This is a genomic window from Chryseobacterium shigense, assembly GCF_014207845.1.
Lineage (GTDB): Bacteria > Bacteroidota > Bacteroidia > Flavobacteriales > Weeksellaceae > Chryseobacterium > Chryseobacterium shigense_A.
Genome location: NZ_JACHLC010000001.1, coordinates 1,564,626 through 1,577,220, shown reverse-complemented (window position 1 = coordinate 1,577,220; position 12,595 = coordinate 1,564,626). Strand labels below are relative to the sequence as shown.

At 36.4% G+C, this 12,595-nt stretch carries 10 protein-coding genes; 3 read left to right on the top strand and 7 right to left on the bottom strand.

What is annotated here, in order from left to right:
• Nucleotides 1-3: 3 nt before the first annotated feature.
• The gene (locus HNP36_RS07225) at nucleotides 4-738 is read right to left on the bottom strand and encodes a YggS family pyridoxal phosphate-dependent enzyme (RefSeq protein ID WP_184158980.1); all 735 of its coding nucleotides are present in this window, start codon (nucleotides 736-738) and stop codon (nucleotides 4-6) included.
• Nucleotides 738-1,454 carry an AAA family ATPase gene (locus tag HNP36_RS07220; protein WP_184158982.1) on the bottom strand — a complete coding sequence of 239 codons (717 nt, stop codon included), beginning with the start codon at nucleotides 1,452-1,454 and terminating at the stop codon, nucleotides 738-740. Before HNP36_RS07220 ends, HNP36_RS07225 begins: the two co-directional genes overlap by 1 nt.
• A gap of 1,141 nt (nucleotides 1,455-2,595) precedes the next feature.
• Here HNP36_RS07220 and HNP36_RS07215 point away from each other — a divergent pair.
• Nucleotides 2,596-2,931 (top strand): DMT family transporter, encoded by a 336-nt coding sequence (locus HNP36_RS07215; RefSeq protein ID WP_184158984.1) that lies wholly within the window; start codon nucleotides 2,596-2,598, stop codon nucleotides 2,929-2,931.
• 69 nt (nucleotides 2,932-3,000) lie between these two features.
• Here HNP36_RS07215 and HNP36_RS07210 read toward each other — a convergent pair whose 3' ends face one another.
• Nucleotides 3,001-3,735, bottom strand: a complete 735-nt coding sequence (locus HNP36_RS07210) for a DNA-formamidopyrimidine glycosylase family protein (protein ID WP_184158987.1) — start codon at nucleotides 3,733-3,735, stop codon at nucleotides 3,001-3,003.
• A gap of 70 nt (nucleotides 3,736-3,805) precedes the next feature.
• Between HNP36_RS07210 and dgt the strand changes: the two genes are divergently transcribed.
• Nucleotides 3,806-5,161: a dGTP triphosphohydrolase gene (gene dgt / locus HNP36_RS07205; RefSeq protein WP_184162195.1), complete on the top strand. Its 1,356-nt coding sequence runs from the start codon at nucleotides 3,806-3,808 to the stop codon at nucleotides 5,159-5,161.
• A 74-nt stretch (nucleotides 5,162-5,235) separates the two neighbouring features.
• On the opposite strand, the gene HNP36_RS07200 is transcribed toward dgt, so the two are convergent.
• On the bottom strand, nucleotides 5,236-5,583 hold the full coding sequence (locus HNP36_RS07200) for a DUF4377 domain-containing protein (RefSeq protein WP_184158989.1): 348 nt from the start codon (nucleotides 5,581-5,583) through the stop codon (nucleotides 5,236-5,238).
• 139 nt (nucleotides 5,584-5,722) lie between these two features.
• On the opposite strand from HNP36_RS07200, the gene HNP36_RS07195 reads away from it, so the two are divergent.
• Entirely contained in the window at nucleotides 5,723-7,744 is a 2,022-nt protein-coding gene (locus HNP36_RS07195; RefSeq protein WP_184158991.1) for a hypothetical protein, read from the top strand.
• A 241-nt stretch (nucleotides 7,745-7,985) separates the two neighbouring features.
• Here the strand turns inward: HNP36_RS07195 and HNP36_RS07190 are convergent, their stop codons facing one another.
• The 3 genes from HNP36_RS07190 to HNP36_RS07180 all read right to left on the bottom strand — a co-directional run bounded on the left by HNP36_RS07190 (nucleotide 7,986) and on the right by HNP36_RS07180 (nucleotide 12,507).
• Nucleotides 7,986-8,342, bottom strand: a complete 357-nt coding sequence (locus HNP36_RS07190) for a DUF962 domain-containing protein (RefSeq protein WP_184158993.1) — start codon at nucleotides 8,340-8,342, stop codon at nucleotides 7,986-7,988.
• A 139-nt stretch (nucleotides 8,343-8,481) separates the two neighbouring features.
• On the bottom strand, nucleotides 8,482-10,155 hold the full coding sequence (locus HNP36_RS07185) for an APC family permease (RefSeq protein ID WP_184158995.1): 1,674 nt from the start codon (nucleotides 10,153-10,155) through the stop codon (nucleotides 8,482-8,484).
• A gap of 111 nt (nucleotides 10,156-10,266) precedes the next feature.
• Complete coding sequence (locus HNP36_RS07180) at nucleotides 10,267-12,507, bottom strand: CocE/NonD family hydrolase (protein ID WP_184158997.1); 2,241 nt, start codon at nucleotides 12,505-12,507, stop codon at nucleotides 10,267-10,269.
• Between the last annotated feature and the right edge of the window lie 88 nt (nucleotides 12,508-12,595).

Sequence of the window (12,595 nt, the reverse complement as noted above, 5' to 3'; positions counted from 1 at the left end):
TTTTTAGCCTTTCCCTTCATCCCAATAATAGCTGTCCGGATAAACCCTCGCTCCGAACACCGCCGTTCCAACTCTCACAATTGTAGAACCTTCCTCAATTGCAGTTTCAAGATCACCACTCATTCCCATAGAAAGCTCTTTCATTTCTACATTGGGAATATTTTGCCGGATGATTTCCAGTTGCAAATTTTTCAGGATTTTGAAGCATGACCTTACTTTCTCTGTTTCTGAACTGAAAAGACCGATTGTCATCAGTCCTTTAACTTTTAAAGTCCTGAATTCAGAAACTTTTCTTGTCAGTTCAACAGCTTCATTTGGGTGCACGCCAAATTTACTCTCCTCGTTTGAGGCATTCACCTGGATCAGAACATCCGTAGTTTTTCTTTCAGCTACAAGTCTCTGGTGAAGTTTTTCTGCCAGTTCAAGGCGGTCAAGAGACTGCACACAAACCACATCATATTTTAAAATATCCTTTACCTTATTGGTCTGTAAATGCCCTATGAAATGATTCTCATGCGGAATTCCTTTCAGATCATTGTATTTTTCTTTTAACTCCTGAACCTTGTTCTCTGCAATTAAGATTTGCCCGTTTTCCAAAGCTATTTTAATGCGTTCGGAAGAAACTGTTTTTGTAGCCAGTAATAATTTAACTTCATCAGGATTCCGGTCCGTTTTTTCACAGGCTTTTTGTATTCTGGTTTTGATGACCTCAAGATTATGGAGGATATCTTCTTCCATTACTGTGTAATTTTCTGGGATTCCAGCTTCTTAATTAAAGCAGACTTTATAGAAGTTAATGCATAATCCTTAGCTTCTGCAAAAGAGATATCGTACTTTCTGTCTATACTTTTCAGATCTTCCGGGAATGTAGATAAAAGAGTATCGTAAAAAGTATCAAGAAATTCAGCATCAGGCATTTCGTAGTTAATTTTCAGTTGAAAACGTCTCAATAAAGCTGTATCAATAATCTCTGCATGATTGGTGGCACAGATTAAAAGGGCATTTTCAGGATAATAATCGATCAGCTGGATCAGAGTATTAACCAATCTTCTCATTTCGCCCACATCTTTATCGTCGCTTCCCCGTGCTTTCCCGATCTGGTCCAGCTCATCCAGGAAAAGAACAGATCTTTCCCTTGCTGCTTTATCAAATATCATTTTAATATTCTGGGAAGTCTCTCCGATACGGGAAGAAACAATATTACTGAGATTTAAAATGAGTATATTTTTGCCTAAAGCATTGGCTACAGCTTTTGCAGTCATTGTCTTCCCACATCCTGAATTTCCCTGAAGGAGAATTTTATTATTCACAGGAAGCCCATATTCTTGCAAATCCTTAATGTAAGTATGCTCTTTAATGAGCTGTACCAGTTGATCCCGGTTTTGGTTACTGAGAAATACATCGTTGAAGGTAACTTCCTCCTTATCCTGAATGATGAGATTGTAAAGATTCATGCTGAATTTAAAAAGAGATTCTTATCTGTACAAAGATAAAACATTATTGAATCAAGTCCTGATCCTGAAATAGAATAAACAGATAGGCCAGGCTAAATAACATTCAATAGGAACGGGCTTTAGCCCGTTTACAAAAAAATAAAATGCAGCAGCATCCGGCTTTAGCCAAAATCTAGATACATACAGGTATTTTAACAAGAAAAGCCGGACTATTGTCCGGCTTCCCTATTGGGATATTTAAAATTTGCTATGAAATTCAGTTAAGAATTTATGTTTTCGGGCCCTTTTACTCCAGTGAGTAAAAGAGCGGAATCTGATTATTTCAGATAAAAAACATAAACAATATAATTAGTATAGGTGTATTCTATAAGCTTTCTTTTATTATAGAACTTAGTTTCTCTCTTCTCTTTTTACTGTCATGAAATAAGAAGCGAATACGATTAAACACGTTGCGATACCGATGTAAGTGATCATTTTTTAATTTTATTTAATTATTTGACTTTATTTTATCAATTTTCTAATTGCAATATTACAGTTTTCAAATCACGTGCCAAAGTAAATAATTATGATGTATATCAGTGTGTTATATCTTTGATTTGTTAATTTTAATGAAGTATTTGTTTACAAAAAATTAATGTCTTTTTATGAAATTATTGATATATTTATTGTCTTATCTGTAAAAAAATAAAAAATTGATAAGTGTTTCAAGACTTCTATATTGGACTTGATAAAACAAAAATTTAAAAATGCGATGCATAACGTTCACTTTTAATATTGTTTTTGAACATCAGATTTTCATTGATGGAGGAAATATGATGTTAAGAAAACTTATTCTTCGGACATGAATTTTCTTCCTGGATTTTAAAAACGCTGACAGATTTTATGACATTAATTTGAAAGTTTTGTCACATACATTAGAAATACTGACACGTTTCAAATATTCATGGTCAGACATTTTTAAGGAAACGGTCTTTTTTTTCTGTAAGTATTTTAGATTAAATAAATTAGAAGGTTTTCACAGGTGTGGGATAATAAACAGTCATTATTAATTACGTTGAAAAGCAGAATGTGATCCGGATTTTATCAACCTGTTTATTAGTAAAAAAGTAACATTTTCATTATTTTTGAAGAAAACAGCCTTATGGGACGCAGTTATATATTTCTTGCTTTAGCGATCATATTTGAGATCATAGCAACAACCTTTCTGAAAAAATCAGAAGAATTCTCGAAACTTTGGCCTTCTGTGGTTACCGTTATAGGATATGCTGCGGCATTTTATTTTCTGAGTCTTACGCTTCGTCAGATTCCCGTAGGAATTACATATGCCATATGGTCCGGAGTAGGGATTATTTTTATTACGATGATCGGAATTTTTGCTTTTAAACAAGTTCCGGATCTTCCGGCCATCATAGGAATTGCTCTGATCGTTCTTGGGGTGATTATTATTAATGTATTCTCAAAAATGGGGACACATTAATTCTAAAGATTAGATTTTAATCATTAAGATCTTTTTTAAGTTTTCAGTATGGGTTGAAAATAGTACTGATTAATACAGTTTCTGGTCCTTTTCACAATAAAAGCTTCGTCTTTTCCCTAAACCGGTCTGTTTTTTTACAAGTTTTCGTCCGCATTTCGGGCAGGTTGTTTTGGTATGAACCAGCCAGTGCTTTTTCAAAACGAATTCCCGTTTCCATTTCAGGAAATCAAAACTGTAGTTCCGGGCTTCGGCAATCAGTTCTTTCAGCTTTTTCGGGGGAAGATTTCCAACAAGGCTTTCTGGCTGTACACCGATTCTGAACAGTACTTCATTTTTGATGATATTTCCCACACCGGAAAAAATATCCTGATCCATCAGGGCATCACAAGCCATCATCTTTGGTTTGGATTTCAGCTTCTTTTCTGCTTTTTCAGGATTCCATTGATCACTCATAATATCGGCTTCCCAGTCTATCGAAGATAAAAAATCCAGATCAGCAGTTTTTACGGAGCAGGTGTAGAAGTACATGCTACCGGTCTTGAAATGAAGAGATAAGCGCAGATTTTGATCCGGTTTCGTCTGTTCATTGATACTGTAAGATCCAAACATCAGCAAATGAATACGAACCGCAACATGGTCTAAAACAAGATACGTCTGCTTTCCGAACGTACGGATTTCATGAAGGGTCTGGCCAATCAGCGGTTCCTTTTCAAATTTAGCATTACCTGAAGCTTCTGTTATCTGGTTTCCGATAAACTGCTGCAGGTTTTCTTTCATTAAAAGTATGGATGGTCCTTCAGGCATGACTTTGCTTTTCAATAAAAGTTCAAATACTATTCCGTAAAAATAAAATTTGGAGTAATTTTGAAAAATGATGAATTTAAACCAGATTTTCACGAATCAGCGTACAGGGAATAATCCGCATACCAAAGCTTCAAGAACTGATTTTCAGAGGGATTTCGACAGAATTATCTTCTCTTCAGCATTCAGAAGACTGCAGAACAAGACCCAGGTTTTTCCTCTTCCCGGAAGTGTTTTCGTACACAACAGGCTGACGCACTCATTGGAAGTTTCGTCTGTAGGGCGAAGTTTAGGAAGTATTATCGGCGAATTTATCTTTGAAACGTATAAAAATGACCTTACGGAAGATTCTAAAAACTTTTATCTTCATAATTTAGGGAACGTTATTGCAGCGGCATGCTTGTGCCATGATGTAGGGAATCCGGCTTTCGGACACTCGGGAGAAGATGCCATTGCGAGTTATTTTGAGAGAAATGAAAAAGATCTCAAACTGAAATTTAATGAAAAAGAATGGGCGGATCTTGTTAATTTTGAAGGAAATGCCAATGCTATAAGGGTTCTGGTACAACGTCAGCAGGGAAAAGATGAAGGAGGAATACAGCTTACGTTTTCAACCTTGGCAAGTATTGCAAAATATCCTTGTGAAGCGGTTGCGAAGAAAAAGGGTATCATCCACAGGAAGAAATTCGGTTTTTTCCAGAACGAGAAAGATATTTTCCTGGAAATAGCCAAAGCAACCAATTTAATCCTGGAGAATGAAGAGCCTTATATTTTTAAGAGGCATCCATTTGTATGGCTTGTAGAAGCGGCAGATGATATCTGTTATAACATAATTGATATGGAAGATGCCCACAGATTGGGGATTGTATCTACAGCAGACTGTAAAAATTTATTTTTCGAACTGATAAAATCAGAGACAGACGATATTAAAAGAATCGAGAAAAAACTAGGTTCTATTTCCAATGAAAACGAACAGATTTCCTATCTGCGTGCAAAAGCAATCAACGCCCTGATCAATAAGTCCCTTGAGATTTATAAAAACAATTTCGAAACTATTCTTCATGGAAATCTGGATAGCGGACTTCTTGATATCTACAAATCTGAGAACCGTGCTTTACAGGATATTGAATCCTTCTCCATTGAAAAAATTTACAATCACAAAGCAGTCGTAGAAATTGAAAATGCAGGATACAATGTAATGTATGAGCTTCTTGACCATTTTATTCCATCTATCCTGAAACCTGAAGATACTAGAAAATCCTATGATAAAAAAGCATTGAAGCTGCTTCCAAAACAGTTCGTTTATGAAGAGGGAACGGACTATCAGAAAGTTCTGGGTGTGATAGATTTTGTTTCAGGTATGACGGATAATTTTGCGACCGATCTGTACAGAAAAATAAAAGGTATTGATATCGGAATGACGGTTTAAACTGAATATCTGTTATTTTAAACCGTTAAAAATATTTATAAATAAAAACTCCCGGAAATTCCGGGAGTTTTGTATTATTTCTTGGTTTTGGAAACCTGTTTTACCAGTGTATATTTTATAGAAGACCCGTCAGCCGGAGGATTGGCTATTTTTTCGGTTTTTACTTTCAAAACATATTCATATCCAGGCTCATAGGTGAATCCTTCAATGTTTGTATAGAAATTCGTCCAGTTTTCTGAAGCTTTTTCTTTTACCTGCAGACATTTCATGGGTGCTACTCCTGTACAGTCTGCAGTTTCAGGTCCTACGATGAATGTTTTTTCATCTGCTCCGGCAGCATTTGCCGTAGTGGTACATTGCGTCATTGCGAATAGTGCTACTGCAGGAACAGCGCTTTTTAGAATGGTTGCGATAATTTTCATAAACTTTATTTTACCCCTTAGGTCGCAATTACTATGCCGAAGTTTTTGACGCAGTTCTTCTATTGTTTTTTAGTTTTTAATTATTTAATTTGAACACTTCTAAAAATATAACCAAAGAACACAAATACTAAAATATAATATGGATAACCCGATTCAAATTGAAAATTACAAAATTCAGAAACCTGAAATATGGGCCGGAAACATCAGTGATCAGGAACTTGTCGATAAAATAAAAGACACCGGATTTTCCGGAAAACAGATTGATGAAGGAAGAGATTACTGCTATTTTCTTGATAAAAAATATTACACCAGCAATACCGAAAACAGTGAGTATGTCTGTATGGCTTACACCCTGAATGAGCCCGGAAATCTGGAAAGAGCTTCCGTGTCTGATGTTATTGTAGAAGAAAATGAAGTATACAGCATTCACAGGATCAGTGTTTTGAGAGATGGAGTGCTGATTGATAAAATCCCGGACACCAAAATAAAAGTGCTGGACAGTGAAAACCAGAGCAGCGGTGGTATTTTAAGCAGTAATAAAAAGATCAATATTACCATCAAAGACCTTAGGCTTTATGATGTGCTGATCCTGGAAGATTCCAGATGTAAGGCTTTCGCAGAGCGTGATTTCCTGAGAAAGGAATTTTCAAAATATGTATGGGTAAGCCCGGATAATTACTGGGCATACGGAAGTTTTAAGTTTACTTTTATCAATGACAGAGATCAGAATATTGCTTACAAAAAAACATTTTTCCGGGATGAAAAAGGGAATGTTCTGGAACTCGAGACCCATTACCTGAAAAAAGGAGAGAGATTTGTTATAGAAGAGGAGAACTACATCAATCCCGTAGATGCAGGCCGCGAGGTTTTTCCTTTTATAGATTTTGCAACGGACAGCAACTGGAAAGATCTTTCTAATTATATTGCACCTATTTATGGTGAAATTTTCAGTAAATATTCCCTGAAAGATTTTGCTCCCAATCTCGTTGAAAAGCTGGATGCCATAAACGGTCAGGATGAAAAGCTGCAGTTTGCTATAGAATATGTACAGAATCATATCTACTATATATTCAATGCGGATGAGATGAACGGGCACAAACCGCAGGAGCCTTCAGTAACTTATGAGAACAAGCAGGGCGACTGCAAGGCAAAATGCGCTCTCCTGAAAGTTATTTTAGATTATATCGGAGTTGATTCTTCGGTAGTTCTCGTTAATTTTCATACCGATTATTATATTAAATATTACCTTCCTTCGCTGCTTAGTTTTAATCATGTAGTGGTAAAGATCAATTATAAAGGTCAGGAATATTTTGTTGATGCTACGGTCCGTGATGAATTCGGACTGATAGAAAACCGCGGGTTTATCTATTTCATGCATTATCTGGAAGTAAAACCGGATCAGGTGCTGCAGGAAAGAAAATCACACAAATTTCCGTATTACTGCATTGATGAAAAAATTGAGTTTAATGCCCGGAATACAACAGGACAACTGAAATTGGCCACAACATATAAAGGCAACCGCGCCAATGCCATGAGAAGGTATTTTAAAAGTACCAATAAAAGAGAAATCATAGACAGCTGGAACAATTTCCTGTTTTATGGACTTAATTATTCCAACGACAGGAACGGAACAGACATCAGAAATATTTTCAAAGACGCTGCCATTGACATTGTAAGCGATGATAAAAAACTGAACGAATTCAAGATTCATTATAGCGCCATAGTTGAAAATCCATACTATACAGATCCTCAGAAAAACCGTTTCTTAATGTATTTTGACCGGAATGTTGTTAAAGCCAGTGCAAGGGATTTTATACATAAAGACCTCCCTTTCTGGCATAATTTCGACAGTGAAAAATACGAGATCAGTTTGAATACAGATCAGAAGATCGATACCGAAGAGAAATATACGGTACAGGAAAGCACCATTAATAATCCTTATTTTGAATATAAAAGCCGTAAAAAAATCACTAAAAATGGCGCTGCAGTTTTCATTGAATATCATCCTCTGGTGAACCTTGAAATTCCTCAGGATCAGTTTGAAAAATTCCGGGAAGATCATCATAAAGTAGCAGACAGTAACTTCGGTTTGGGGATTGATATCATTGAACCCGGACTAATGAATATGCTTAAATTTAACTTTAAGAAGAAATTTAAATAATTTTGATAATCAGTATTTTATGAATTTTATTCAAAATTAAGTTTAATATTTTTAGTTTAGGATTTCGGCGGCCAAAGGCCGCCGAAACCCTAAACTTTTTCTAAAATCTTTCTCACACAATTATCCAAAAATTATCCAGAAAAATCTTTGATTTTTTAAAACTTAAGTGTGCTTCTAAAACACAAAGCATTAAACTAAAAAAAACTTTTGTGACTTTTGTGGTTGAAAAAAGAAAAAGAGATTAATGTAAGCTATCACTATTCTCCGTTTCCTTTGGCGGTGCAGCAATTCCTCTGAACTGCTGTTTGCCGATTAAAAGCTCAAAAAACAGTTTGAAATCTGAAATTAATGACCACAGCGGATATTTAAAAGTTGCCGGTTTATTCTTCTCAATAACGGCATGACTGAACCATGCAAACCCATACCCGAAAATAGGAATATACCATAGAAACCGTTCTTTCCCTGAACTTATAACATACCAGATCACAACAAACACCAGGAGAGTACCAATGAAGTGAAAGATCCTTGTTCCCATTTTACTGTGCTCGGTAAGATAGAACTGATAAAATTCCCTGTAAGTTTTTATTCTTTCTGACATGGCAAATATTAGTTTATAGTTTCTGTTGAGATATATGCAATAATTCTGCCGATTTGATGAGAAAGCTGAAAGATAAAAAGCAAAAAGGCGAAACTGCTTATCTGCCTTTTCGCCTTTTTATATTTTTTGATTAATTATTTTAATTTTCCTTTCTAAGCTTACTGTGTCTGTAGCCATAGCAGAAGTAAATGATCAGTCCAAGGGCAAACCACAGCCCAAACCAAAACCAGTTTTCATGACTCATTCCTGTAAGGAGATACAGGCAAGAACTTAAACCGATTAAAGGAATTAACGAGAAATTCTTGATAAATGCAAAAACGCACAGAACCAGGTTAATCAGGATGAAAACAAAGATAGAGGCTCTGAATTCACCTTCTTTGGGATCATTCCAATCCGTTAAACTGGTGAAGAATTCCGGCTGCCATATGTAGAAAGCGATTAATCCGCCAATAAAAATAACCGGGAATATAATCTTGCCGTTAATATAAGGAAGGTGGAATCTGCCTTTAATCTTTTCCTTTGCAGGAAGCATTAAAACCCCTGCACAAACCAATACAAATGCGAAAATGGTTCCGATGCTTGTAAAGTCAAGAATGAAAGTTTTATCCGTAAACAGGATAGGGACTCCTACTGCAATACCTGTTATAACGGTAGCGTAGGAAGGAGTTTTATACTTTGGATGTACCTTTTGAAATCTTTGAGGCATAAGTCCGTCACGGCTCATAGCATACCATATTCTCGGCTGGCCCATCTGGAAAACCAATAATACGGTAGTGATAGCAACAATAGCAACGAAGGAAACCACAAGCTCCATCCAGGCTACATTGGCATTCGATTTCTCAAAAATAAATGAAAGCGGATCTCCCACACCGTCAAACTTTCTGTAATCTACCATTCCGGTAAGAACGAGGGTTAGGGCGATGTAGATGAAAGTACACAATACAAGAGATATAATCATTCCCTTTGGAAGAGTTTTCTGCGGATCTTTTGTTTCTTCGGAAAGTACACTCAGGGCATCAAAGCCTATATAAGCAAAGAAAACCCCGGAAACGGCACTCATTACTCCTGCAAAGCCGTTGGGCATGAATGAAGCTACCTGAGTTTCAGGATTAACCGGAGCCCAGTTATCTGTATTGATATATGCAAAACCTACCAGAATTACCAAAACAATCACGGCAAGCTTTAAAATAACCAAAGAATTATTGAAATTTTTACTCTCTTTTACCCCAACATAGCACAGCCACGTAATAAGCCCGTTGATAACCAATGCAGGAACATCCACAATAAACTTTAAACTGCCAATCATTGGTGCTGTTTTCCAGGCATTTAATAATTCTTTGTTTTCAGAGCCTAATTGAAAAGCCTTTCTTGCCTCTGTATAGCTACAGGTAAGATAATCGGGAATATGCATGCCCAGACGTCCTAAAAAGCTTGTGAAATAGTCGGACCAGGAAAAGGCTACATAGATATTCCCGAAAGAATATTCCATGATGAGCGCCCATCCGATTACCCATGCGATAAGCTCTCCGAAACTGGCGTAAGCATAAGTATAGGCAGATCCTGCTGTAGGAATTCTGCTGGCAAATTCAGCATAGCACAATGCCGTAAAACCACAGGCAAAACCACAAATTAAATATAACAGAATAACTCCGGGACCACCTCTGAAAACCGCTTCACCTAAACTGCTGAAACTTCCTGCTCCGATAATGGCCGCAATACCAAAAAAAACAATATCCCAAACACCTAGAACCCTTAGAAGGCTGGTAGATGTATCTGTTTCCGAATAGTTTTTCCTTCTAAAAAGTTGATTCATTCAATATTTATTTGAGTTTGAAAAAAAGCAAATGTAATGATTTTTTATATTGATGTTATCTGTCATCGTAATTTTAGTTAAAAATATTAAATCAGGATAGTTTAAAAGCTATTATTCTTGATAAATAGGTATTTCCACATAGCTGTCGTTATACCATTTTATTTCCAGCGGTTTATCTGCATCTTTTATGGTTTCATCACTTACATCTTTTCCTGTTCCGTAATTGATCTGCCAGTTGGGATTTTTATTGACTCCAACCAAAAGAACCAGTTTGCTTCCTTTTTCTATTTTTTTACTGATTAATATTGAATTTTTAATAGGGATTTGCTCTATTTTACCCGGTTCAAGGAGCTGGCGTACAGCATTATCTTTGGCATAACTCGCTCTCACAATATGAGTTGAAAGCAGGAAAGGTTTTCCATCCGGCTGTATCTGGTACAGGTAAGTGTCCGTATCGAAATCCTTTTTATTGATAGAAACTTTAAAACTTCCTGCCGGATTTCCGCTGATAATAAGATCTTTATCTAAAACTTCACTTTCAAAATAAACGGAATTGGTAATTTTTATACTGTCTGTTTTGCTTACTTTATGATAGATCTCCTTCTGATCGCGGTTTTTAAAATCAACAGTTTGTGTTACAAAGCTTTTATCTGTTGGCCGATTAAAAACTGATGATGCATTTTTATGATCCTGAAGATAAAACTTTACCGTTGAAGTATGCATTTTTTCAAAATCAGGAACATGCTTCCACGAGTTGGTATTCATCACCTGGAAATTGATTTTATCTTTTAAAAGTGCCGGTTTTTTGCCATCTTTCAATATATAATCAAACCATGAAAAAGCAAGATCATCAATACTTATCCTGGCGGCAGGATCTATCGGTCTGCCATTAACGAAAGTAAATCCAAAGCTTTGCGCGCCACCATGGTCATAAGGTCCCATTACTAAATAGTGGTTGGCATTTTTATTATATTCATGATGCGTTTTAAAATAGGATAGTGCCCCGATCTGGTCGTCATCATAATATCCCGTAGTAGTTAAAATAGGGATGTTGATGTTGGCGAAATCTCCTTTATAAGGAACCATTTTTTGCCAGTATTCATCATATCCGGGATGATCCAGCCATCTCTGGAATATCTTGTTCGGCTTGCCGCTTATCGTATCCAGGGCCCTGAATGATTTTCCGCTTTTATACCATTTTGTATTAATAGAATCCCATTTTGTGAAATTATTAAAATCAGCTTCATCAGTCAGTTTATTGTTGGTGACATAATTGATCCATTGCAGCATATAGCTCATGAAAATATTATTTTGAGCAGGGTAATCTATCCCGATTCCTACAGCAACCTGCGGAACAATGGTCTTTAAGGCCGGATGCAGTTTTTTTACAGCGGCCCACTGGCTGAAACCTAAATAACTTCCGCCAATCATCCCGACTTTACCGTTACTCCAGGGCTGCTTGCTCACCCAGTCGGTTACATCATAAAGATCCTGCGATTCATGCTCGAAAGGATTGTTCTCATCATTACTGTTCCTTTTTCCTCTGGTATTCACTACAGCACCTACATAATTGTACACAGCCGCCCGTTTCCCGAAATAAGGATCAAAGGATCCCGCATAGATATTATTGGTAAGAATAACCGGAAGAGGAGAGGTGTTTTCTTTTTTTCTGACAATGGTAATCGTTAATGTATTCCTGTTTTTTGTTTTAATATCCTTTGTTTCAATAATGAATTTTTCCTGATCCTTTGCTTCTACCAATTGTACAATCTGAGGTTTCAGACTGGAATAAATCTTGTAATTCAGGTAACTATTACATAAAGCCAAAGCGGAGCCATAATCTATACTGTCCTTATCTTTTTGTTTGCTGAGGGCTTCATTCATAATTTTCCGGGTGTTGCGGACATCACCGTCCACAGCAATCCCGAGCTTGGTAATCAGTTTATCCGAAAGGCTTTCGTATTTTTTGTTGAATGTCTTTTGAAGAGCATTGTGAAAAGGAATTTTCTCTTTTTCCTCGTCTATTTTAGCCAGGCTGTAAAACTCATAGGCAATGAATTTGTTTCCTGCCATATTATGATCAGCAAACTGGCTGCGGAAATCAGATAGGGTGGCAATAGAGTTTTTATAGTCTTTAGCTACCATTTGCAGGCGGAACATATTATCCGAAAAAGCAATTCTGTTTGTCTTTTTTAGCTTCAGCACTTGAGGTTGCGCCATTAATTTTGAAGCCAGTAACGGCATTTGTTTTTCCAGAACGGCAGAGTCTGTTACTGCTGTTTTGGGAAAGTAAAACTTCTGGGCCTGCATCAGGTTAGCAAAAATTAATGCTAAAAGTATTCTAATTTTCATGTAATGGTATGTTTTTAGCTGCTGTAGAATGAGGATTGAATCAAAATATTGTTTTGATGATTCTATATTAATACCTATTCAAGTTTTA

Coding starts and splice junctions, on each gene's coding strand:
- HNP36_RS07225 (WP_184158980.1), bottom strand. CDS start 738: ATGGAAGAAGATATCCTCCATAATCTTGAGGTCATCAAAACCAGAATA.
- HNP36_RS07220 (WP_184158982.1), bottom strand. CDS start 1,454: ATGAATCTTTACAATCTCATCATTCAGGATAAGGAGGAAGTTACCTTC.
- HNP36_RS07215 (WP_184158984.1), top strand. CDS start 2,596: ATGGGACGCAGTTATATATTTCTTGCTTTAGCGATCATATTTGAGATC.
- HNP36_RS07210 (WP_184158987.1), bottom strand. CDS start 3,735: ATGCCTGAAGGACCATCCATACTTTTAATGAAAGAAAACCTGCAGCAG.
- dgt (WP_184162195.1), top strand. CDS start 3,806: ATGAATTTAAACCAGATTTTCACGAATCAGCGTACAGGGAATAATCCG.
- HNP36_RS07200 (WP_184158989.1), bottom strand. CDS start 5,583: ATGAAAATTATCGCAACCATTCTAAAAAGCGCTGTTCCTGCAGTAGCA.
- HNP36_RS07195 (WP_184158991.1), top strand. CDS start 5,723: ATGGATAACCCGATTCAAATTGAAAATTACAAAATTCAGAAACCTGAA.
- HNP36_RS07190 (WP_184158993.1), bottom strand. CDS start 8,342: ATGTCAGAAAGAATAAAAACTTACAGGGAATTTTATCAGTTCTATCTT.
- HNP36_RS07185 (WP_184158995.1), bottom strand. CDS start 10,155: ATGAATCAACTTTTTAGAAGGAAAAACTATTCGGAAACAGATACATCT.
- HNP36_RS07180 (WP_184158997.1), bottom strand. CDS start 12,507: ATGAAAATTAGAATACTTTTAGCATTAATTTTTGCTAACCTGATGCAG.